Raw genomic sequence first — 21673 nt, 5'->3', positions numbered from 1 at the left:
TCAATGGCCGCAAGCAAGAAGTGCGAGACCTCAGGCCGAGGTCGCTATGCGTGGCAGTGCGTCGAGCTCAGCGGCCATCTTTGCGACCTGATCAGCGGAAACTTTCCCCTTCGACTCCAGCTCATCGGCAATAGCTTCAACAAGTTTCAAGTGACTACGGATAATCTGCGTCGCCCGCTCGAATTCGGCCCGGAGCACATCATCCACCCAGACGGCGACACCAGGGTCGTGAAGTCTAAGGGTCTCAAGGTCCCGGTCGTTCTTCGCCAGGCTATGCCGGAGGCGATTACCCATGCCCATACCGCTCTGTAACATCGTGGCGATCCGGGTGGCTTGGGCCAGATCAGAGTTCGGGCCTCCGCCCGCTCCATCACTGACCGCCCCAAGCAGCACCTCCTCGGCGGCAATTCCCGCGAGCAGCACGGCAATTCGATCCCTGTAGGTTTGGACGGTGCGGTATTCGACGTTGGGTACCTCGAAGTATGCACCACCACCCGGAACCGTCTCACTGTCGTTGCGTGTATGATCGATGATCATGGCCCCGTAGAACGTGCCATGATCAAGCGCGAGGACCGCGACGGTATGGCCCGCCTCATGAACCGCGAGCGCCCGCCGCAACTTGCCTGTAATTGGCACCATTTCTGGCAACGATTTCGAAATGTCAGCCATGGTGACATCCCGTTTGGCCCGTCGGGCAATACGCTTTGCATCTCGGGCCACCTTGGCGAGATCAGCTCCGGAAAACCCGTTGGTGGCTGCCATCAACTTTGGATGATGCTTTCTCGGCAGAGGCTGTCCGAGTTGTTGCTGAAGGATGGCGATCCTGTCTGACGCAGTCGGGAGGGGAATAGCAACATGTCTGTTCAATCGCCCGGGCCGCAAAATGGCAGGATCGACACGACCGAGAGCGTTGGTTGCGCCGATCACGACCACGCCTTCACGCCCGTCGAGCCCGTCCAGGTGTTCGAGAAACCCGTTCACCACCTGCGTGCTGTAGTCTCTGTTATCTGCCGAGAAGGAGTTACGGTCGCCGAAGCTGTCCAACTCGTCGCAGAATAGAATACAAGGCGCAGTTTCCTTCGCTTTTTCGAAGTCACCTCTCATCGCTTTCAGGAGGTCACCAAGATGTCCCCTTGCTTGCCATCTCGCCAAAGACGTCGCAATGATAGGTACATTGCACTCCCGGGCCAGGGCGGCGGCAAACTGCGTCTTCCCAACCCCAGGCGGTCCTGACAGAACGATCCCGGTATCAACTTCGGACCAATCGATCTTGCCGCGCTGCCAGTCGATCAAGTCTTGGGCCAGCTCAAGGCCCCAGTCCTTTGCTTGGCCATAGCCAAACATGTCCTGTAAAGGCGGCAGGCTTTCGCTCTTGGTTTTCGACGGTTTGGCATTAAGGGCAGTAGCCTCGGCGAGACGCGCCAACGCGTTCCCGATTGGACGACCTCGTCGCAGTGCTGCCCAAACATGGGGCAGCGGATAAGACATTGCCGTTTCTGCCTCAGAGGGACTGACGTCGATCTGATAGGCAATCCGGCATCCGATCCGAAAGTCCATTGTCGAGATCGGTGGGAGGTCGACTTCAACGTCAACTTTCAAGGAGACTTGAAAGGGAACCTCAGCACCCTGTTCCCTGAAAATGAGAAGTCGGCGCTTTCGGCTGAAGTCCCCATCCATCCTCGTGAGAATGGTCCTTGGCTTATCGGTAGCCGCGATCATCATGTAGGCGATGTCATCCCGATCCGCAGAGAATCGAAGCAAGAGATTTTCGGCGCATGGATCGTAATCCTCGCCAGATCGGTCTGACGGAACATTCAGCAGGACTACGCTGTCAGCGCCTCTGATAAAGTCCGGAGCCTTCCTGAGCGCACGCCTGAGTGTGCAGTACAGCGCGGCATCTTGTGGCATCTTCAGTGAATACTTTGTTTTACGCACAGTTATCCTCCTCGCGGTCTTGAGCCACGAACTTCGAACATCGAATGTCTTGGTGGTGGGTCTAGCCGCGATAGCGGCGAACAACGGTCTCTGGCCCAATCAGCGCGGTGTCTAGATCGATCTCGATAAGACGCGTTACGACCATATTTGCCAGGCCGTGTATCGGCTGGGTTTCCTGGAATACGGTGAGGCTCTCAGCTAGGGTCAGGGACGATTGTTCATCGAGAACGGACAGCAATCGCACCCGGTCGCCCAAACTCACTTCACAACCCGAGCATTGAAGCAGGTCCTTGCAATTCTTCAGACGAATGGGGTCAATATCTCCGCGCGACATTGTCCGATAGGTGAACCCTTCCCGAGCAACCGCCTCGGCAACCCATGGGGGCGGGTGTTGCTGGCCAACGACATCAATCACCAGGATATCAGATGGACGTTCGGCGACGAAATCGGGCGAATAGGTATCAAACCCCTGGCGCAGCTGTAGTGACCGGCAGTTCCAGCTCGAAATCTCGTCTTCGAATTCCAACAGACACGCCACATCACGCGCCAGTTGGTCCCTGGCGACGAAACGGCCTACGCAACGGTTGAATTTAGGCTGGGAAAAAATGGCTTGCGACGTGCGGGACGTCTTGCCAGAAGGCAACGACTGAATACTCATCTACACAACTCGAATATGCACGCAATTGACGACAGCCTCTCACGAGGCGGCGGATCAGCGGGATATTCGTATGATGTGTAGGGTCGCGTTTTTCATAGGAAGAACGAATAGGGAACAATATACAGCGTGTCAATGGTCTTTTTTGGATGAGGCGACACGGCTCCTGTCACGAATGGTTGCGTCTCGATAACGTGATCTTCATCGCTACAACCATAGGATAGGACGTCACTTATAACCGGGCCACGATCTAATGAAAATTCAACCCCACGCGCTGAGCATTTCCAACCTTTTGGGCACTCAGAACGAGCAATTTTTAATACCTTCATATCAGCGTCGATATTCCTGGAGGCCCGAGCAGCTCTACCAGCTCATCGATGACCTCGGAATGATTGAGACCAATGAGGGCCATCTGCTGGGAAGCATCGTCTGCTTGACCGGAGCGCACAGTGGCGGATTGAATACACTCGAATTGGTGGATGGTCAGCAGAGACTGACGACAATTAGCATACTTCTCGAATGCCTCCGCGAACGCTTTGAGGCAGAGGGGAACATAGACCGTGTGCAGGAAATCTCACGCCTGTTGATGTGCAAAACCTATGACGGTCCTGCGATGCCGAAAATCAAGCTCGACACCATGGATGCGGGGGAGTTCAAGGCGCACCTGGAAAAGCCTTCGGGTCAAGGCCAGTCGTTTTTGAATGACAATCTAAGGAAGGTTTTTGAGAGCGCGCGAGAGTGGGTCAGCGGTCAGGCTCCTGAGGACATCTCCAAATTTACCTATAAGCTGATCAGCGACGCGATCATCGTTCGCCTTGACGTCTCGAACGCTAAAGATGCTTTCAAGCTGTTCGAGACCATCAATAATCGAGGCCTGAAACTCAGCCTTACTGATATAATAAAGAATTTCATGCTCGGGAATGCGGCTCGATTTGGTAACGATCAGCTCGAAGCAGCGAAAAAGAGCTGGTCCACCCTTATGTCCCATCTTGATGGTACGGACACCGATTCCTTCTTCCGCTACTTCCTTATTTCAAAGCTCCAGGCCAGGGTCACCAAGTCCAAGGTCATCGAAGATTTCCGTTGGTTTTTCATGAGCGAAGTTGTCGAAGCGGACATATTGCCTGATCGAGGCTTTTACTACTGGGAAGAAGAAAACGAAGAGGATGAGAGCGGGGACGCAGATGAGGCTGAGGTAAAGCTGGAGGCGCATGCCAATGCAACGACCCAGATTACATTCAAAGAGTTTCTCGAAAATCTTGTCATTGCGGGCAAGGCTTTTGGAGAGCTGATCTCTGGCGAAACCGGTCACAAGAAGATTGATCGGCACCTGAGAAACCTCCGGATGATTAAGGCGACACAGGCCTACGGGTTCCTGATGCATCTCCGGGTAGGAAGAATTGATGACGCAACTTTTATCAAAGTCCTCAAGCTGACGGAAAACTTCTTAGTTCGCAGGCATGTATGCCGCGAACGAGCAAACGAAACAGAAACGCTGTTCGCACACCTTTGCGAGATCGATCCTCAAAATCCGCTGCAGGACCTTATTGAAAGCTATCGCGATTACACTCCGAGCGACGATAAGTTCCAGGAGGATTTTGCTTCGGCCCAATATCCGGCCAATATCATTGAACGCGCCAGATACTGCCTTGAGCAGTTCGAAATCGCAAAGCACGGTACGCACCAGGAGTTGGCCGTCTTGGGTAGTGACGAAGTTCATGTTGAACACATCATTCCTCAAAAGATTCAGGCCCGTCGGAACCGCCCAGAGCAGGAAGGGTGGCTGGCATATCTGGGTGACAAGGCTGTCCATCGACACACCCGAAATGTCGGAAGGATCGGCAATCTGACGCTCTTTGCGGGAACGCTGAACATCATGGCGTCCAACAACCCTTTTGAAGCGCAGAAAAGCAGTTATCAGAAATCGTCAATTTTGCTGACCAAAGCGCTCGGGAAACAGGCACACTTCCGGTTTGCACAGGTGGAGGCGCGTTCGAAGGAACTCGCGGCTGTTGCTGTCACACAGTGGCCGATTCCTTGAATGAGTCACGCTGTCGATCTTAGCTTGAACAGCAGCCTACAGAATGTCGATGCGCGTCACTGCATCATCTTACAATACTCGGCCCATCGTATGTGTTGTTCGTAATCGTTGAACATGTTGATGAGGACAGAGGCGCGGCAGTTTTTCAAGGGACGAAATACAATGGTCGTGCACCGAACGCGGCGCGTCAGGGCGCGGCAACTATCTTGGGCTGTCCAGTGGTGATGACGCTTCCCTTGAGGCTGCCGCTCAATTGCTGCCAGATGGGTTAACGTGCGTGCACTGGCAGTCCCGGGAAGGAGGCTGAGGGCAGCGAGCCGCTGCTTTTGTTGGGGTCATTTTTTTTGGGTGTAGTCGGGAGTTTACTATTAAAGTTTGTTTTTGATGCTAACGGTTGTCTTGTGCGAATTTGGCTGGTCCAATATGGAGGCGAATCTGAATGATACCTGAGCCAAATGATCGCTAGTGCTGACAAATCGCCCGTTGGTCCATGGTTGGACGCACTCGGTTACAAGATGACCGGTGATGCCCTCGTGACCTCTGTTGATCAGATTGGTCAACGGCCATACGCAACGGAGCTGCGTGACCTTTTGGACCCCAAGGGTTCATATCAATGCGCAGCTGTGTTCCTCGTAGAGAATACACCTACGATCTGCTTCAAGGATGGTGGTACCAGCACAAATAAAGAGGCGATAGACGCTGTTCGTCAGCGGCTCTGGAATCAGAATCTGATCTCCGCGCTGCTTGTTTGCGACGATCTGACCCTGAACGCTTTCGCTATACCAAAAATCGATGAGTCTCCAGCAGCCGAAACGGTAAAAAAAACCGAGATCAGGAGCGGTGGCCCCTGGTCAGCGGCGGAGATACAGTCCTCTGAGGTCCAGCAGCGCCTTAGCGATTGGTTCGACCCAATTCGACGCGTCGACCGTCAGCTTATTCGTCAGCTCGGGAGTGCAGTCACCAGCTTAACCCGAGGAAAAAAGCCGCTGATCGCGTCCGATGCGCAAGCGAAAATGCTTCTCGCCCAGATTATGTTCATCTCATATCTGGAACATCGCGGCATCGCTGGCGATGAATATCGGGAGCTTCACCGCCTCGGAAAACTGCACGAACTCGTCCGGTCAAAAAACGGTGCTGGCGTCGACGCCCTAATCAAGCAGCTCAAGCATGATTTTAACGGTGATTTCCTCGAACCATCAGAAATTAGGTGGGCGGACTTAAGCCCAGGGGTCCTCGGCACGGTCGATGACTTTCTGTCGAGGGTTGACCTCCGAACAGGTCAGCGGGATTTTTGGAATTACGACTTTTCGCAGATTCCGGTGGAACTGCTCTCGGGCATCTACGAGATTTTCCTTGAAAGCGACCGTAAGATCGATGGCGCATACTACACGCCGCGTGTCCTCGCCGAGCTGGCGATTCAACAAGCATTCGACGGCCTGGAAAGTCTAAAAGGCATCAAAGTATACGATGGTGCTTGCGGCTCCGGAATTTTGCTGACCACCGCGTTTCGTAGACTCGTCAGCTATGAAGAAGCGACTTTGGGCCGTAATCTCGCCATTCAGGAGCGAATTGAGTTACTGCAAGCAACCGTTTTTGGCGGTGATATAAATCCTATTGCCTGCCGAGTAACAGCATTCAGCCTTTATTTATGCCTACTTGAAAACCTCGCGCCTGCCGACCTCGCCAAGTTACAGGAAGATTCAAATTGCAAGCTTCCACAGTTGATTGGCGAAAACATTGCTCAGGGGGCGGAGAAGGGTGACTTTTTCTCGACGAAGAATGCATTTGCCGATTCCTCAACATTCGACATTGTGATTTCTAACCCGCCTTGGAGGGAGCTTGCGAAGGATGAAGCGCCAAATGCTCTTGATTGGGCGGGCAAGGCCAAGGTCCAGCTTCCGCACCGGCAGATTGCTGCAGCCTACGCGCTGAAGTGTACGCGTGCTCTGAAAACCGGCGGCAGAATGGTACTGATCCTCCCTACATCCCTTATCACCGCCCCATCAAACGAACCGTTTCTTCAGCAGTTGACTGTTCGGGTGAAGCTGGACCGGCTGATCAATTTGTCAGACTTCCGCAGGATATTGTTTGCGAAAGCAGAGCACGCATGCACAATCGTGTGCGCTCGTAACGAGGCTGGTCTTGCGGACGGCAGAATTGACGGCAGTTTTGAATATTGGTCTCCCAAGGCGGATATCAGCTTTGCGTTGAACCGCTTGACTCTGCACACCTATGATCGAGTAGTGCTTTCAAGAGCATCCGTCGTCGCCGGAAACAATGAGCTTCGAAGAAGTTTCTGGGGCAGCAGCCGTGACCACAGTCTGTACCACCGCCTTCTCAATTTTCCGTCCTTGAAAGAGGCGATATCCACACGCAAGTGGGCGATAGCAAAAGGCTACCACAAGGTTGACGGCAACAAGATTGCAGATGCTAGGCTTCTCGCCGATTTTGATTATATGCCTACAGACGCCCTGAACACAGCTTCGCCGGTCGCCGATCTTTCTAAGCTAAAACCGTTTCCTGTTGATGATGGCGTTGCCTCAATCGGAAATATTGACCTCTATAGTGGGCCAAGAATTCTGTTTACCGATGGGACGTCGGTGCAGATGGAAGTCCGTGCGGCTTACGCGGATCAGCCGTTTTGCTTTTCATCCGGCGTGGGGGCGCTGGGATTTGGCAGAGACAACGCACCCATTGCAAAATTCGTCGCGTGCTATCTGAGGTCCAGCCTTGTCAAGTATTGGCTCATGCTCACCAGTTATACCGCTCAGACCGAACGCGCACGCGTGACGCTTTCCGAAATCAAATCGCTGCCGGTACCTTCCTGGATGCTGTCGAAATCCGCCATACCGGTGGGGATCGGTATCTTCTCCGATTTGCTCGACCAGCTTTCAGTCGCGGTCAATCAAGCGCAGCATGAAGTCGAAAAGAATGTTCGAGCGCGTCTGGATGAAGCTATATTTGATGTTTTCAAACTTAGTCCAAACGAACGCATAATTGTTTCGGATATGGCTAGATTGAACGCCGAAAGCCTTCAACCTACGAGCTATAGCGAACTTTTTACGCCAATTCAAAGCCATCCGGAGCGCAAAGACATCTCCGCTTACCTAGACACGTTTCTTGAATCACTGCGTTTGTGGGTGACCAAGGCTGAGGGAGCTGGAACAATCGATGCCAGCGTTCTCACACGTGGAGATAGAACACCGTTGGATGTCGTTCATGTACGGCTTCAGGCACCCGGCGCTACGGCCGATGCGGACATCCAAGTCAAGAGCGCCAGAGCGATATTGGAGGCGATCTCCAAACGCCTCGCTTTTGGCAGCCAAGTCGATTTTTTCGCAATGCCAAATACCATCTTCGTTTGGGGAAACGACATTTACATAGTAAAGCCTCGGAGGATGCGATTTTGGACGAAAGCGGCGGCTCTTCGGGACGCCGACGAGCTGTACGCTAGACTCTCCTCTGGCTGGTCCTTTTCCAAAGGAGCGCGACCCAATTGATTCGTATGCTCGACGTTCCCGATGCAGCCCCCATCCTTTTTCCGGAACAAAATATCTCAAAACTTCTGAATTACTTGCGCACCGTCTGGGACGAGTTGCGAAATTCGCCCCCTGCCTGGTGGGACCACAAACACGAAACGACTCTGGTCGCCGGGTTTTTCGCGGAGTTAAATAATGACGAACGTCGTATGAACGCGGGTATCGGCTTCGGCCATTTCGCCATCGAAGCCCAGCTGATTCAGCTCGACAGAAAAGGAATGCCTAAACAGATCGGCAGAACTGATATTCGGTTTTTCTACGCTATAGATTTCGGTCCTGAACTCATCCTGGAATTCAAACGCTTAGACAATAAGGCGAGGCTGAAAAAGGCCTACGTCCTTAACGGCGTTAAGCGCTTCGGCACTGGTCAATACTCTCCGAACGTTGACCTGGGTATTATGGTTGGCATGGTAAATGGTGTTGTTGCTGACGAGTCTACGAGCTTGCAAACTTACCTTCAGCGAGCAGACGTCACGGTGGAAACCTCAGGTACCGGATTGGTAGCTCCATCCCACATGGCTGAACTTGATTTCGACACCCATCACCATAGGCCTGCATGTGCATCTCCGGACATCTTAGTGGGCCATATGCTACTAGCGCGTTAAGCTCGACGTAGGGGTTAACATAAGGCGGAGGTCGGGTTAGCCACACAAACTGTAGGGAGCCGCGAACTGGGACTGACCATATCGTTTTGGTTAACCATATTTCGACCACGCAAATTTATCCCGCTAGACTCCCGGTACCACCTCTGACTATCTTCGGTCCCAGTTTCAAACACGGAGCCCCACGATGATACGCATCGTCAATCTAGGAAAGACCTTCCTCAGCTCCATCTGAAGTAAGGACACTGTGTCCTCTACCTCCGGATGGGCTGCCACCCATGTGCGCCCAGGAGGTATCTATGCGCCCATCAAAAAATGTGCTGCACCACGTGTTGGTGCGTCGTGCCATTCTGACCGAATTGCGCTCCGGCAACGGAGAGGGCGTTCATTCCCGCTTCCAGGTTTTCCAGGATGGCGGGATTGATGCCGATAAGAACGCAATGGTCGGGATGCGTACGTCCAAATGGTAAGCGCGACCAGCTTTTCCCCCAACCTCCACGATGAACCAGAACTTTGGGTGCCGCCTCGCCTTCACGGTGGCGCACGCAACGTTCCGGTGAAACACATGCTGAAAACCAACGGCGCGTCGGTCTTCGACAACCGCCAGGTACAGCATGAAAGCGAGCTTGAGCAGCAGGTGTCTGCTGTCATCCAGGCCCGCCACGGCATCGTGGAAGTCCGTTCCCAGTTCCCGAAGGTGACGTTTGTCGATCCGGAGGGACAAGTGCGGGAACACACCTTCGATTACTGGGCCCGGTTCAAAAGCGGCTTTCGTTTGGCTATTGCAGTCAAATACGAGCGCGAAAAACCCGAACTCCACCCGGTCTTCGCTGGTGTCCAGAGAATACATCGCGCGCTGTTCGATGACATGAGAATCATGACTGAGCGGCACGCGACCAAGGACGATTTTCGCAATGCAAAGACCATCCTCTGGTCTCGCGAATTTCATGATGAGGGCCATGTACGCACGCTGTTGAGCGAGCTGCATGGGCAGAGCGGTAGCCAGATACAGTTCTTCCAGCTGTATGTGCCGCATGTCGAACGGACGGATCGCACCATCGCGATCTGGCGGCTGATCGATCTGCAAGTCCTCAAACCAGTTCAACGCGGCCGGGTCAATGAACTGACCTGGTTCACCATCAACCTCTAGCCAACCCCAATCCTGCCCTCACTCAGACACGTCGTGCCTGAGCACGGCGAAGCTATGTCCAAAGGAAATTAAGATGACCGAATACACTCCGATCACCGAAATGGGCCCACTCGACCGTTTCACCTACCGTGGCACCAACTGGGTCCCTGTTGACTACGACAACAACGAATATCGTTTCCAACGGGAAACGGACCACCGTTTCGAGACGCGTATTTCCCATGCTGAAATCCGCCAGGCGCTGATGAACGACAAGGCATCGGTCCACTACAATTTCCACACCAAGACGGAGACGAAGCTGCGTCATCTCGTCGGCGACAAGCGCGTCGACGACTTCAAGCCGCGTGACGTGGCCATCGCTCGTTTCCACGAAGCGTTGATCCTTCGCTATGAGCAGCATTGCGCGGAAACCGGTCGCAAGCTCCCCCGTAGCGAGAAACTTGCAGGTCTGCTCAAGAAATGGAGCCTCGAAATCCAGATCGAGGCGCAGGAACTGACGGAACAGGATGGCACTAAGCGCAAAACGCGCTGCGATGCCAGCACGAGCTTTTTCAACACACCGTCCGTCCGCAGCTTTAACCGTCATTTTCGCGAGTACATGAGCTGCGGTCGTGATGTTCGCGCGCTTATTTACCGCCGCAATGGACCCGGGTTCCGCAATCCGAAGGTCGAATGCGCCGAAAGCTATGCGATCTGGCTAGAGGAAGCACGCAACTATGCCAGCCGCCGTAAGCCGTCGAAGGCAAAGCTGCTCCGTGATGTCCATGCCCGTATCGCAGAGGAAAACGCAAAGCGTGTGGGGAAGGCACCGCTCATTGCTCCCGGGCGCAAACGTTTCGAAGCTCTGATTGATGCCATGGACGAGTTCGAGGTCGTTGCGGGCCGCGAAGGGCTTCCCTTCGCTCGCGCCCAGTTCAAACCCAAAATGGATTCCTATGATACCGAACGTCCTGGCGAACACGTCGAGATGGACGATTGGAATGCCGATGCCATGACGTCCATGCAGGGATGCGGCTTTTGGCAAATGCTTCCGAAGGCAATTCAAGAATACCTGATTGAGAACCCGCAGCGCATCTGGTTCTGCGGTGCTGTAGACACGGCCACCAACTATGTGCTGGCACTCAAAGGAGGACGCAATCCGTCCTCGGCCCTTGTCGTCGATACCCTTGAAATGGTGATGACCGACAAGACGGATATTGCCAAGCTGGTGGGTGCGAAGACCCCGTGGTTCGGTGTTCGTCCTGAGGTGGTCTACACAGACAATGGTGCGCCCTACATCGCAGACGCGACGCGTGATGCATTCCTCATGTGCAAGATTGCGTTGACGCGTCCGCCCGCTGGTCAAGCTTGGAAGCGCCCCTTCATCGAGAGCCTGTTCAAAACGCTTGCGCGCGACATCATGATGTTCTTCGACGGGCGCACCTTCTCCAACGTGGTGGAGAAGAACGACTATGACGCTGAGAAAAACGCGGCTCTGGCAGTCGATGAGTTCATCAATCTGGTGATCCGCGCAATCTGCGACATCCACCACAATCGCCCGTCTGCACGCCTCAACAATCTGACCCCGCACGAAGCCTGGGTTCAGAAAACCAAAACCTACCGTGCGTGCCATGCCGGGACGTCATGAGAAACGCCACATCTTCGGTGTCACCAAGAAACGCATCATCGACAGCGCGGGCGTGACGGTTCACGGGATTCCTTACAACTCAGACGTTTTGCAAACCCTCCGCCGCAAGGATGGTTCGAAGGAGTACCCGGTGCGCACGCATCGCAACGATCTCTCGGCTGTGTCTGTCTATACCGGCGAAGGTTGGCTGACGGTCGAAAATCGCATCGGGATGCCGACGAACATCTCACTGGCCGAATGGTACCTTGCCAAGCAGGACCTCAATCGCCGCAACGGGGTGAAGTCCGAAGCCAACCTGCCGATCATGTACGAGGCGATCAACGTCATGCGTCGTGCAGGTACCAGCGCTGCAATGCGCGCGGGAATCTCCCTTCATACGCTGCGCCCGGAAGAGATTTCGCACGCTACCGACCAGTTGTTCGAAGGCCGCCCGTTCACTGAGGAGGACACGGTGAACGAGGTGGAACTGCACGACGACGAGATCGCCTACGATCCGCTACACGACGGCTACGTCGGGCCCCAGGGCGGCGAGTTCGTCGGTCCTCCGACCAGCGAGGAGACGCAGGAAAGCACTTCGGAAACTGACGCCTCTTCCGACAACAACGATGATGAACCTTCGCATTTTGGAGAGATCGAATGACAGACGCCAGCATCGCCATGAACGTCCCCACCATGACTCCGTCGGACCGCAAGCTGCATCTCCATAAACTGTACTTGCGCTACGCAAAATATCATGAGGTCAGCAAGCACATTGACGACCTCATCGCCAACGCGAGAGCCTGCCGTGAGGGCGGCGGCTTCAAGGAACGCGCGCTCTTCTTGATCGGTGAATCCAATACAGGAAAGTCGCGCATGCTGGAGGAGCTTTTCCGAGAGAAGCCGAGCTTTCAGCCTTACCAGGATGAGGAGGGCGAGTGGGTACGACCCATGATCAGCATTGAAGCGCCGTCGCCCTGCAGTTCCAGGGAACTCGCCCTGAAAATACTGAAGGAACTTGGCACGGTCGTCCGGAACAAACGAATTAGCAATCCGGAACTTTACGACTTCCTGAAAGATCAGTTGCGTGATCACAAGGTCGAGTACCTTCATATCGACGAAATGCAGGACACGGTGCTCCACAATACGGAACACGCCATCAAGTCCGTGCAAAGCGACGTGAAGAGCCTTCTCCAGATCAAGAACTGGCCGCTCCACGCCATCTTCTCTGGCGTCGATGACTTGGCAAACTTCATCAGCGGCGGTGATGATCAGCTGAGCAATCGCTCTAACACCGTTCGCCTCGAACTCTTGAAAGACCCAAGGGACCTGAGGGCGGCGGACCAGATTTTGTCCAATATCGTCGTAAAGCACGCAGGCCTTCAACCCGGCTGGACTGACAAGGACGAGCTTCCGGCGCGGCTCATACTGGCAGGGCAAGGACGCTTCGGCACGATTTGTGACGACATCAAAAAAGCCTGCTTCGCCGCAATTGACGCCGACCGCCGCAAGGTCACGCTGTCTGATTTTGAAATGGTATATCAGGTCCGCAAGGCATGTCTTCGCGAGGATAACCCTTTCCGTGGAAGCAAGTGGCGGGACATCGTACCCAAAAACGCGCTCGCCGACCTGCGTAAACCAGTCGCCAAACGAAAGAAGTGATCATGTTCGGTTCAAAGCTTTCCCGCGAGATCGTTCTTCACGACGACGAGTGCCAGGTAATGTTCGCTTCGAGGTTGGCGAAGGCCAACGGCTACCGTGACCTGGAAGAGTTTTGCTGGATGACCAGCCTGTCCCTGTCCGGCCTGCAGACCATGAATGATGAGACCGCAGGCTTGTTGTCGGCTTGGTCTGGCGTCCCGGCAGCACGCCTCAGGAAGTTCGCATTGACAGGTAACAACGTGACAAGTTTCGGAGCGACATTCGTCCGGCGGTCCCAATTGGAAATGGCATCGCTCCGAGTTTGCCGCCATTGCCTTTGCCATGACATGCTTGCAGGGCACGGTCGCGCGGTAACACGTCCTTATCTTCGTGCTGCATGGCGGTGGACGGTGATTGGCACATGCCCGATCCACGGGTGCGAACTTGAAGTGATTTCTGCAGGCGATATCACCGCATGGATCGCACGGCGCACTGACGCACTGGGTCTGAACCTTCCTGAAATTCGCGAGCCGGACCTGGCTGATGTCTACTTCTCTAATCGCGTGAACGGCGCAGGAAAGGCGTCCGAGTTTCTGGACGAACTTCCGGCCTATGTGGCGGCAGAGTTCTGCACCGTCATCGGGCATTTTAAAAACCTTCCTGAGGACGGGCGTGCGCGAAACCGCATTCCCGAAGGATTCATGAATGGCTCGTGCCGCCGGGAGGGCTTCCTGATTGCCAAGCAGGGCAAAGAAGCGGTCCTGTCTTTTCTCTCCCGCCATGTTCATGCGGCTATCGAAACTGCCACCGAATTCATGGATATCTATGGCGTAGCACGTCGTTGGCTGCGGAAGTTCGTGAATGACCCTGACTATCGGCCGGTCCTTGAGCTGTTTCAGCGCCACGCCGAGCAGCACATTCCCATGGAGGCAGGCGATGTCTTCCTCACCGAAGTCGAGGAACGTCAAGTCCACACCGTTCGCTCTGCGACAGTCGAGTACCAGCTTACGCCTGACCGGGTGAAGAACGTAATCGAGAAATACGGATTCACTACGACCACCCCGAATGGTGGTGTAAAGGCCGCACGCGTGTTTCCTCGTGCAGCTCTGCATGAACAGCTGGTTGTGGAAACACAGCTCCTCACGACACCTGAGGCAGCCAGCCTCCTGGGCTGCACATGGCAATTCCTTGATATCCTTCTGCAGCAGGGACACGTGCCGTATCATGCGAACTCGGAGGACTATGCAAGGGTATTCCGGCGCATCTCTCGTGAAAGCGTGGTAAGCCTCCTGGCACGGCTCAAGGCGCAACGGAACTGTGTGTCGCACGATGGCCTCGTCTCGATCCACATCGCCACAGCTATCTGCCATTGCAAGGTTCCCGAGATCGTTGATCTCGTTTTCGGCGGCAAGCTGACAAAGGTGTCGTGGTCAGGCGATGAGCTGCTCCTTAAGAACCTGCTCGTTGATCCGCAGGAGGTCCTTCCGCACGTGGCCCTTGATGAGGCCGAGAACTATCTTGATGTAGCTGCGCTGGAGAAAGCACTGCGCACGACGACCGTCACCATCGACGAACTCCTTAAGCGCGAGGTCCTCCCGGTAGAGATGCGGCGTCATCCTCGCACTCGCGTCCACCAACGTTTCGTCCATCCGGTAGCCGTCGAGCAATTTCTGGATAAGCACATTTCGTTGAGCACAATGGCCCGTGAGAATGGCAAACAGATTGCCGGTTTGAAGCAGACGTTGGACAAGGAAGGGATCAAACCGATCTTTGAACCGACCGGCAAGATTGCCAGATTTTATCGTAGGTCTGACGTTCAACGGCTTGGATTGGCCTAATGCAGCATCCGGATACAGTTTTTAAAACCCGCGAAAGCGGGTTTTTCTTTGCCTATGAGGCTATTCCGGCCACCGATAATCGCACTTTCTGCAATGGGCAGATGAACGATCTTCCTCCGAAACCCCAAGAAACCTGGGCTCTCATATTCATCAGGGCCGAACTTTAGGGGCCGCACCATCAATTGCTGGTGACGCCCGACCGTCGTTATGCTTTGGGCTTAATTGGATTTCCGAAAAGATCGACGGGTTCAGGCTCTGGAGAAACGCCACTCTTGTGGGCCGAGAGGCGACCGCTAAACGACCGCAGGCTGTTCGGGCGTCCTGCCCAGAGCGCGAGTTCGACTTTCTCTCCTGCCTTGATATCGCGGTCTGCGATGAAGTAGCCGCGATGGTCAGGAGCGGTTTCGTGCCCAGCTTTTTCGTTTTCAAACAAACAAACATCTCCGGGCTTTGCATTGTAAGCCATTCAGCGTCCTCCCTTTCAATGTGAGCCACGGCTTCGGGTGATGGATCTATATGGTGGATGGGGAATGCTGAGGCTAGGCTAAGCTGTGACGAGGGCTCAATAAACGCCCGGCGGCGGATCCTTAATGGCCGAAGTCTCGTCGCCGCGTGCTTTGGCGGCTCGATCCAAGTCTCACTCGCCCATCCACGCGCAGACGAGCGCAGCCAAGGAATCCCCGAAAGCCTTCCTTCCAAAATCTGGACATGACAGGACGCGCACTTGAAAGCTCATACAGCCATCATCACATGAACGTAGAGAGAACATTCATAGGAGCCGTCATAATGACATCTGGTGAAAAACAGCTTTCACGAAGTGCAATCCGCTCGTTGTCGGCGATCCACCAGTATCGTTATCAACGGCGTTCGGGTCGGGTGTGGCTGGTTGGCGACAAGCGCATCTCGACCTCAACCGTCGCTAGCCTTGAAAGAGAAGCCTTCGTGCGAGAAATCGCTTCGAATGGCGCGCCTCGCCTTGTTCTGACTGACGAAGGCAAGCGCTTTATCTCTCAGGGCGGCGGCTGAAGAGTACAAGTGTCGACGAGACAGACAGCGCGGCTCCTATAGTGCAGTTTAGGTTTCAGTTAGTTCACGAATATAGGACCTCTGGTAATGTGAGCGTTCTGGGATATAAAATTGGCGCAAAATTGCGTTGGGGATCGCATCAATGTTTGTTAAGCGTTTCTTGGTGGGTGCAGCCATTGCCGCTTTGTTGTTTCCCGCCGGGGCCACGGCGCTGACGTTTTCTACCGAGCCCATTGATGCAACGAAGTCTGTAATCCTCGTTTCGGGCGTGTTTGAGCCAAGCGAAAGTCTGTCGTCGTTCGTATCGTTTGCGAAAGGGCTCGGCACACGTTCTGGAATCGTCGTCTTCAACTCCATAGGAGGCAACCCCTCCAAAGCTATAGAGCTTGGCAGGCTTATCCGTGCTCTTAGCCTTCCGACGTTTCAGATGCGAGGAATGGAATGTTCTTCCGCCTGCGCTCTAGCTTTCATGGGTGGAACTGTCCGTTTTGCCGAGACGGGTTCCATAGGCGTTCATAAGACTTCTTTCGCCGACACCTCAGCAATCTCTGTGGATGACGCGGTATCCTATATCCAGCATCAGACTGCAGAGACGATCAGTTACATGACAGAAATGGGGATCGACCCATCTCTGCTGCAGTTATCGCTGCGGTACGAGAAGGACGATATGCGTTACCTGTCTAAAAGCGAGATGCAGCAGTACCGCGTCACAACTCTTGGAAACGTACCGCCTCCTCCTGAAACGGAAGTCTCAGCGAACACGCAGCCTTCAGCGTCCGAAACTGCAGCGCTGCCGGCATACCGTATCGCTGACGACGATCCTCGCTTCCAAATACCGCTCGCGAAAACTGGAAAAATTCGTGTCCCCAAAGGTAAGGAATTTTTACGAGCTGGCGAAGATCAAAAGTCGGAGAAGCTGATCTCGTTACGTAACGGCGACAAGGTAGACATACTGGCTATTGGAGATAGATGGTACTTAGTACGAACAAAGGGGAAAGAGGGCTACGTGCACCATAATTGGGTAAAAGTAGACCAATTTCTCAGTCAGCCCTTCGACAACAGGTTCATCCAGATCAAAAGCTTCGATAATTTCGCAGAAGCGGCCGCTTATGTTCGGGGTTCCTCGCTGCCGGTGACAGCGTATCTTGCGACCAACAAGTGGTTTGCGGTTGCGCTGATGCGTTCGCTTCCCCCGGATGAGGCCGCCGGACTTCTCAAAGATTTGAAGGAAAAAGGCTCTGTGCCGGACGACGCGTTCATGACCGTCGGCAACACTTATGTGAAGAGCGTTTGCTGCTCCAACTGATTGGAGAATGTCCTTGCAGCGGGTGTTAGTATCGCCCCTAGGGCTCCTTTTTCGATGCTAGACCGCAACGGCTGATCGCCCTTCTCGCTGCTTCGCCTGCGCGTTCTACAGCATCAGCCCGTCCTTTATGCGTCCGTTAGGACGCACGGCGTTTAGGACTCGTGTAACTTTCGCTGCATGCCCCTCAATGATTGAACAGCAGACGATAGAAACGCCAAGCGGGCGTCAACGAACGCAGTCGCTTGGTCCAGATTAGAATCCCGACTGGATGCGGGAGAACACCAGATTGGTGAAGAGGGAGATCTGCGCACCGACAAACGGCGCTGAAAAGGCGATGGCCACCATGACGGCGATGATCTTCGGTACGAAAGTCAGCGTCATTTCCTGAATCTGGGTCAGGGCCTGCACGAATGCGATGATAATACCGACTGTCATTGCGGCAAGAACCGCAGGACCCGATGCGATGAGCACGGTCCATATCGCATTTTGCATGATATCGAGAGCGTCTGCCTCGTTCATCTCGGTCCGCTCGTCTCATTCGGCTAAAGGATGCCGAACCTGAAACGGTGGGCATGGCCGCATGATGCGACCATCAGAGATGCTATATGATTCGACAGAAGGCGTTAAGACGCCGTCTGCGAGATTTTGATGCCCTGGCCGATTGCAATCGTCGAGCCGGCAACCGTGGTGGCGGAGAGGCCCTCGGCGGTGACTTCCACCGACTTCACGACACCGCTGGTCTGGCCGTCGGCGCTGGTGATCGTCTTGCCGATATAGGAAGACGCGTTCGACAGCGACGATGCCGAGATCAGGCTTTCCAGATTGGTATTCATCTTGATTGACTGCTCGACCTGCGAGAAGGTTGCCAACTGGGCGACCTGCGCACTCGGATCCATTGGATTCGTCGGATCCTGGTTCTTCATCTGCGTGATCAAGAGCTTGAGGAAGTTGTCGTAATCCAGCGACGCCTTTTTGGAGTCGGTTTTCGATGCAGAGGTCGTCTGTGTCGATGTGGCACTCGCTACAGCGTCTACCATGGTGCGATTTCCCTTCGCAATTCGTTGACAACGGCCGGCGTGATTTCATGGCTGTTGAGAATGGTTTCTTCCTTGGCGTAAAGACCACGGATGGTCTTCAGCGCATCGAAGGGACGGCCCGACGAGACGGTGGCGTCGATGCGCTTCAGCTCAGAACGGATTTCTTCGTTCTTGAAGGTCGCAAGCAGCATGGTGATCGACTTGCGGAAGAGTGTCAGAGACTGCTCCTTGCCTTCCGGATTGATCAACATCATCTGTACGATGAAGTACAGCTGCCGCAGAGGTGTCGTCGTATCCTCAAGCTGCAACACATGGTTCTCAAGGAGAAATGTCACATCATTGAGGAATTCCAGGGAAACCTTCCTGTCGACGCGAAGAACAGCGCCGTTGATGAAGATCTTTTCCCCAGACTTCAAGGAAATCCGCAGTGTACTTTTCATTTAAGTCCATCCTTGATGATGGTTGTCACGTCAATAATGCCTTGGTAGTTCGTCGAATTACGCTTGCGTATCTGCTCGCATTCTTTGAGAATCCAGATGGCGATGGAAATCAGGTTGGCTTTGAGTTCAACCGGCAGTTCATTTTCTGGCTGCTGGAGATCATCTACGAAGCGCGTCCAGACCCGCCTGGTGTAGAAAATCGCCTCGATCCCGTCCTTGCCATATTTTTCCTGTCGCTTGGCGACCTCCAGGAGTTCGATAGATCGCTCAAGGACCTGTCTCTCCCTGTTGCGGGCAATATGGGGGTCATCCTCCATGATCTCCGCATATGAAAACTGGAACATTTATCTTTCCTTCATGGCCCGATGTGCCGCCCGTCATCGGCGGAATTATTCCTGCTAGATGAAATTGACGAGGCTAAGCCCCTGGATCTTCGATGTAATTGTGTATGACGTCTCGACCTGGTTCAGAAGGGTCGTAAGGCGGGTCGACGCCTCGTAGGTGTCGATGCCAACAAGATCGGTCAGCTGGGTATCGATGATCGTTTTCTGCGCGCTCATATAGGTATTCGCCTTCTCCACTCGCTCCTGGGACAAGCCGATTTTTGCGCGCTGGGTATCAATGTTGGAGATGGCGGAACCCGCGAGCTTCGTCGTGGCGTCGTTCACCACCGAAAGCGCGTCGGGGCCGAGACCGGCATCGACCAGCTGCGAGGAGATGACCGTCGCCAGGACAAGGTTCTTGAACCCGGATTCATTGGCGCTGGCGGATGTCGAGACCGTCTCCGAGGTGCTGATCCGGCTGCTCATGGCCGTATCGGAAGCGTTCGTCCAGGACGGCCAGTCGAAATTATCCTGGTAGTCCTGCAGAAAGGCTGCAACGTCGCTGGCAGAGGCCGTCGATGGGTCCGGAAAAGCAGTGTCGAAAGCTGACTTGAAGTTGCTCGTGATGTTGCCGATGAACCCATCATCCAGCGTCTGCGCGTCGGTGTTGATGCCCGAAAACAGGAACTCGCCGTTGACTGCGGTGTTCGCGTAGCTCGTGAAGTTTTCCAGCACCGACATCGCTGTCGTCTTCGCCACACCAAGGCTGCTTGCGTCGGTATTGCCGCTGAGCGCGATGACCGAGTTCAGCAAGGTCTGCGCGGAATCCGACATGTTCTTCATGGCCAGCTGCGAAGCATCCATGCGCTGCTCGGCCACGGAGTTGGAGTCGACGATCGCCTGAAGGCGTTTGCTTTCACGCGTATAGTCGAGGCTCGTGGAGGTCCGCGTTCCAAGTTCCACACCGACGTCGGAATAGGTACCGGTGACGGCTTCCTTTTGCAGCTTACTGATTTCAGCCTGCGCATTGGACACCGTCAAATGCATGGCCGTGCTAACGCTTTGGGATGAGATCGAGGTGGTTTTCATATCAGTTCGCCGCCGCCAACAGTGTCTTCAGAAGTTCATCGACCGTCGTCATCAGCTTCGCCGCAGCCTTGTAGGACTGCTCGATGTCGAGAAGCTGGATCAGTTCCTCATCGAGATTGACGCCGGTCGCGTTCGAGTAGGCCTCTTTCGATTTCGTCAGCATCGCAGAGGTACTATCCGCCGCCGACGTGGCGTTGCTGCGATACTCTTCGGCAAAGCCGACCGAATCCGTCGCAAAGCTCAGCAACGTCGTATTTCTCGAAATGCCTGCCGCCGGATCGAATTCGATCGGCGTGTTCATCGCGGTCGCATATTTGTACAGGACGTTGGAATAGCCGCTCGATCCGTCCACATTCGGACTGACGCCCGCAATGTCGCCATCGCGCAGCTTCGTCGGGGTCGCGACCGCATCTGCCGAAACAGAGATCAGGCCGGCAAGACCCGGAATCTTCTGCGGTGTTTCAAAATCGACGGTCGAGCCATCACGGGTGGTGAACAGGCCGGCAACCGGATTTCCACTCCCATCCTGTTCGGCAAACGTGCCCATAAGGCCGCGGGCGATTTCGTCAAGCTGTGCCTGATAGGTTGGATAGACTTCGTCACGCAGCTGCAGAAGTGCGGGAAGGCTACCCTTCGCCGTGGTGTTGCTGCCAGAGCCCGTCTTGACCATCACGCCATCGATGAAAATCCCGGAACCCGTCGTGTCCGCATCATAGGCGGCGCGGGACTCGAAGGAGATCTTTCTTGGCGTCGTTTCGAAGAGAGTCGTGCCGTCCGTCGTATAGATGGCGACATCATTGCCGGGACGGGTCGCTGTAGAAACGCCGATGATCCCGGATATTTCCTTGAGCAGGCCTTCACGCTTATCGAGCGCATTGTTCGGGTCGCGTCCGACCTGGGTCGCATATTTGACCTGATCGTTGGCGTCGCCGAAGTCCTTCAGCAACTGGTTCAGCCGTGTGATTGCCGTGTTGATTTCGCTGTCGGCATCCACCCGCAACTGTTGAACGGCCTTTGTGGAGGAATTCAACGCATTGGTCGTATCGGTAGCGGCACTGACGACAGCAGAGGCCAGCGTGATGTCCGTTGGCGATGCGGCGTAGGTGTTCAGGGCATTCTGCAGGGATGCGAGATAGGTGGACGGGGCAGCGGTGTATTCCTCACCGCCCATCACCACGCTCAGCGACTTCATACCCGCCAGGAATTTCTGCTTGCCCGCATCATCAGAAGCTGCGGAAAGATACTGCTTCAAAAGAGCGCTATCTTCGGCACGCTCGATCTTGACGGTAATTGCTCCCGTCAGCGTATTGACCGTGGTGACAGCGGCGCGGCGGTTATAGTCGCTTGAGCTTGCGTTCGAAATGTTATTCGAAACGACGGCACTTGAGAGTGACGTGTTACCCAGAGTGGCCTTGGCCGTATTAAGTGTCGTACTGAGCGCCATTCACCCG

General features: G+C 54.6%; 20 protein-coding genes. 11 read left to right on the top strand and 9 right to left on the bottom strand.

Features of this window, described 5'->3' with window-relative positions; all coding sequences use genetic code 11:
• Positions 1 to 30: 30 nt before the first annotated feature.
• Together EYC79_RS04745 and EYC79_RS04740 are read right to left on the bottom strand one after the other, a co-directional pair.
• The gene (locus tag EYC79_RS04745; protein WP_130977291.1) at positions 31 to 1935 is read right to left on the bottom strand and encodes an AAA family ATPase; all 1905 of its coding nucleotides are present in this window, start codon (positions 1933 to 1935) and stop codon (positions 31 to 33) included.
• Between the two features lie 61 nt (positions 1936 to 1996).
• Positions 1997 to 2593, bottom strand: coding sequence for a hypothetical protein (locus EYC79_RS04740; RefSeq protein ID WP_245495187.1), 597 nt, complete (start codon positions 2591 to 2593; stop codon positions 1997 to 1999).
• A 250-nt stretch (positions 2594 to 2843) separates the two neighbouring features.
• Here EYC79_RS04740 and EYC79_RS04735 point away from each other — a divergent pair, with 250 nt between their 5' ends.
• The 9 genes from EYC79_RS04735 (at position 2844) to EYC79_RS04700 (ending at position 15001) form a co-directional block, all read left to right on the top strand.
• Positions 2844 to 4631 (top strand): DUF262 domain-containing protein, encoded by a 1788-nt coding sequence (locus EYC79_RS04735; RefSeq protein WP_130977290.1) that lies wholly within the window; start codon positions 2844 to 2846, stop codon positions 4629 to 4631.
• Positions 4632 to 5146: 515 nt separating this feature from the next.
• Positions 5147 to 8131 (top strand): HsdM family class I SAM-dependent methyltransferase, encoded by a 2985-nt coding sequence (locus EYC79_RS04730; protein ID WP_165456958.1) that lies wholly within the window; start codon positions 5147 to 5149, stop codon positions 8129 to 8131.
• On the top strand, positions 8128 to 8775 hold the full coding sequence (locus tag EYC79_RS04725; RefSeq protein ID WP_130977288.1) for a hypothetical protein: 648 nt from the start codon (positions 8128 to 8130) through the stop codon (positions 8773 to 8775). The genes EYC79_RS04730 and EYC79_RS04725 overlap by 4 nt, the downstream gene beginning before the upstream one ends.
• Positions 8776 to 9071: 296 nt before the next feature.
• On the top strand, positions 9072 to 9242 hold the full coding sequence (locus EYC79_RS23385; protein ID WP_157835782.1) for a hypothetical protein: 171 nt from the start codon (positions 9072 to 9074) through the stop codon (positions 9240 to 9242).
• A 95-nt stretch (positions 9243 to 9337) separates the two neighbouring features.
• Complete coding sequence (locus EYC79_RS04720) at positions 9338 to 9922, top strand: hypothetical protein (RefSeq protein ID WP_130977287.1); 585 nt, start codon at positions 9338 to 9340, stop codon at positions 9920 to 9922.
• A 73-nt stretch (positions 9923 to 9995) separates the two neighbouring features.
• Positions 9996 to 11546, top strand: a complete 1551-nt coding sequence (locus EYC79_RS04715) for a DDE-type integrase/transposase/recombinase (protein WP_130977286.1) — start codon at positions 9996 to 9998, stop codon at positions 11544 to 11546.
• Positions 11530 to 12186 (top strand): hypothetical protein, encoded by a 657-nt coding sequence (locus tag EYC79_RS04710; RefSeq protein ID WP_130977285.1) that lies wholly within the window; start codon positions 11530 to 11532, stop codon positions 12184 to 12186. Before EYC79_RS04715 ends, EYC79_RS04710 begins: the two co-directional genes overlap by 17 nt.
• Entirely contained in the window at positions 12183 to 13184 is a 1002-nt protein-coding gene (locus EYC79_RS04705; RefSeq protein WP_130977284.1) for a TniB family NTP-binding protein, read from the top strand. Before EYC79_RS04710 ends, EYC79_RS04705 begins: the two co-directional genes overlap by 4 nt.
• Before the next feature lie 2 nt (positions 13185 to 13186).
• A complete protein-coding gene (locus EYC79_RS04700) occupies positions 13187 to 15001 on the top strand; it encodes a TniQ family protein (RefSeq protein WP_130977283.1) in 1815 nt (604 codons plus the stop codon).
• Between the two features lie 205 nt (positions 15002 to 15206).
• Here the strand turns inward: EYC79_RS04700 and EYC79_RS04695 are convergent, their stop codons facing one another.
• Positions 15207 to 15467, bottom strand: a complete 261-nt coding sequence (locus tag EYC79_RS04695; protein ID WP_062599323.1) for a hypothetical protein — start codon at positions 15465 to 15467, stop codon at positions 15207 to 15209.
• Between the two features lie 320 nt (positions 15468 to 15787).
• Here EYC79_RS04695 and EYC79_RS04690 point away from each other — a divergent pair, with 320 nt between their 5' ends.
• Together EYC79_RS04690 and EYC79_RS04685 are read left to right on the top strand one after the other, a co-directional pair.
• A complete protein-coding gene (locus EYC79_RS04690; RefSeq protein WP_130977282.1) occupies positions 15788 to 16027 on the top strand; it encodes a hypothetical protein in 240 nt (79 codons plus the stop codon).
• A gap of 142 nt (positions 16028 to 16169) precedes the next feature.
• Positions 16170 to 17333 (top strand): SH3 domain-containing protein, encoded by a 1164-nt coding sequence (locus EYC79_RS04685; RefSeq protein WP_130977281.1) that lies wholly within the window; start codon positions 16170 to 16172, stop codon positions 17331 to 17333.
• A 252-nt stretch (positions 17334 to 17585) separates the two neighbouring features.
• Here EYC79_RS04685 and fliQ read toward each other — a convergent pair whose 3' ends face one another.
• The 6 genes from fliQ to flgK form a co-directional block, all read right to left on the bottom strand.
• On the bottom strand, positions 17586 to 17852 hold the full coding sequence (fliQ, locus tag EYC79_RS04680) for a flagellar biosynthesis protein FliQ (RefSeq protein WP_062426073.1): 267 nt from the start codon (positions 17850 to 17852) through the stop codon (positions 17586 to 17588).
• Positions 17853 to 17956: 104 nt separating this feature from the next.
• A complete protein-coding gene (gene flgD, locus EYC79_RS04675; protein WP_062426074.1) occupies positions 17957 to 18370 on the bottom strand; it encodes a flagellar hook assembly protein FlgD in 414 nt (137 codons plus the stop codon).
• Entirely contained in the window at positions 18364 to 18810 is a 447-nt protein-coding gene (flbT, locus tag EYC79_RS04670) for a flagellar biosynthesis repressor FlbT (RefSeq protein WP_062426075.1), read from the bottom strand. The genes flgD and flbT overlap by 7 nt, the downstream gene beginning before the upstream one ends.
• Positions 18807 to 19154 (bottom strand): flagellar biosynthesis regulator FlaF, encoded by a 348-nt coding sequence (flaF, locus tag EYC79_RS04665; protein ID WP_062426076.1) that lies wholly within the window; start codon positions 19152 to 19154, stop codon positions 18807 to 18809. The genes flbT and flaF overlap by 4 nt, the downstream gene beginning before the upstream one ends.
• A gap of 54 nt (positions 19155 to 19208) precedes the next feature.
• Positions 19209 to 20222, bottom strand: coding sequence for a flagellar hook-associated family protein (locus EYC79_RS04660; protein ID WP_111848296.1), 1014 nt, complete (start codon positions 20220 to 20222; stop codon positions 19209 to 19211).
• A gap of 1 nt (position 20223) precedes the next feature.
• Positions 20224 to 21666, bottom strand: a complete 1443-nt coding sequence (flgK, locus tag EYC79_RS04655) for a flagellar hook-associated protein FlgK (protein ID WP_130977280.1) — start codon at positions 21664 to 21666, stop codon at positions 20224 to 20226.
• Between the last annotated feature and the right edge of the window lie 7 nt (positions 21667 to 21673).

It is taken from the genome of Agrobacterium cavarae, from assembly GCF_004310285.1.
GTDB classification, from domain to species: domain Bacteria; phylum Pseudomonadota; class Alphaproteobacteria; order Rhizobiales; family Rhizobiaceae; genus Agrobacterium; species Agrobacterium cavarae.
This window is presented reverse-complemented; position numbering and strand designations above follow the sequence as displayed.

Excerpts from the sequence above, each read along its gene's own strand:
- EYC79_RS04690 (WP_130977282.1), top strand. The coding sequence starts at position 15,788 with ATGACATCTGGTGAAAAACAGCTTTCACGAAGTGCAATCCGCTCGTTG.
- EYC79_RS23385 (WP_157835782.1), top strand. The coding sequence starts at position 9,072 with ATGCGCCCATCAAAAAATGTGCTGCACCACGTGTTGGTGCGTCGTGCC.
- EYC79_RS04735 (WP_130977290.1), top strand. The coding sequence starts at position 2,844 with ATGAAAATTCAACCCCACGCGCTGAGCATTTCCAACCTTTTGGGCACT.
- flgD (WP_062426074.1), bottom strand. The coding sequence starts at position 18,370 with ATGGTAGACGCTGTAGCGAGTGCCACATCGACACAGACGACCTCTGCA.
- EYC79_RS04685 (WP_130977281.1), top strand. The coding sequence starts at position 16,170 with ATGTTTGTTAAGCGTTTCTTGGTGGGTGCAGCCATTGCCGCTTTGTTG.
- EYC79_RS04720 (WP_130977287.1), top strand. The coding sequence starts at position 9,338 with ATGCTGAAAACCAACGGCGCGTCGGTCTTCGACAACCGCCAGGTACAG.
- EYC79_RS04705 (WP_130977284.1), top strand. The coding sequence starts at position 12,183 with ATGACAGACGCCAGCATCGCCATGAACGTCCCCACCATGACTCCGTCG.
- EYC79_RS04700 (WP_130977283.1), top strand. The coding sequence starts at position 13,187 with ATGTTCGGTTCAAAGCTTTCCCGCGAGATCGTTCTTCACGACGACGAG.
- flbT (WP_062426075.1), bottom strand. The coding sequence starts at position 18,810 with ATGAAAAGTACACTGCGGATTTCCTTGAAGTCTGGGGAAAAGATCTTC.
- flgK (WP_130977280.1), bottom strand. The coding sequence starts at position 21,666 with ATGGCGCTCAGTACGACACTTAATACGGCCAAGGCCACTCTGGGTAAC.
- flaF (WP_062426076.1), bottom strand. The coding sequence starts at position 19,154 with ATGTTCCAGTTTTCATATGCGGAGATCATGGAGGATGACCCCCATATT.
- fliQ (WP_062426073.1), bottom strand. The coding sequence starts at position 17,852 with ATGAACGAGGCAGACGCTCTCGATATCATGCAAAATGCGATATGGACC.
- EYC79_RS04740 (WP_245495187.1), bottom strand. The coding sequence starts at position 2,593 with ATGAGTATTCAGTCGTTGCCTTCTGGCAAGACGTCCCGCACGTCGCAA.
- EYC79_RS04715 (WP_130977286.1), top strand. The coding sequence starts at position 9,996 with ATGACCGAATACACTCCGATCACCGAAATGGGCCCACTCGACCGTTTC.
- EYC79_RS04710 (WP_130977285.1), top strand. The coding sequence starts at position 11,530 with ATGCCGGGACGTCATGAGAAACGCCACATCTTCGGTGTCACCAAGAAA.
- EYC79_RS04730 (WP_165456958.1), top strand. The coding sequence starts at position 5,147 with ATGACCGGTGATGCCCTCGTGACCTCTGTTGATCAGATTGGTCAACGG.
- EYC79_RS04695 (WP_062599323.1), bottom strand. The coding sequence starts at position 15,467 with ATGGCTTACAATGCAAAGCCCGGAGATGTTTGTTTGTTTGAAAACGAA.
- EYC79_RS04660 (WP_111848296.1), bottom strand. The coding sequence starts at position 20,222 with ATGAAAACCACCTCGATCTCATCCCAAAGCGTTAGCACGGCCATGCAT.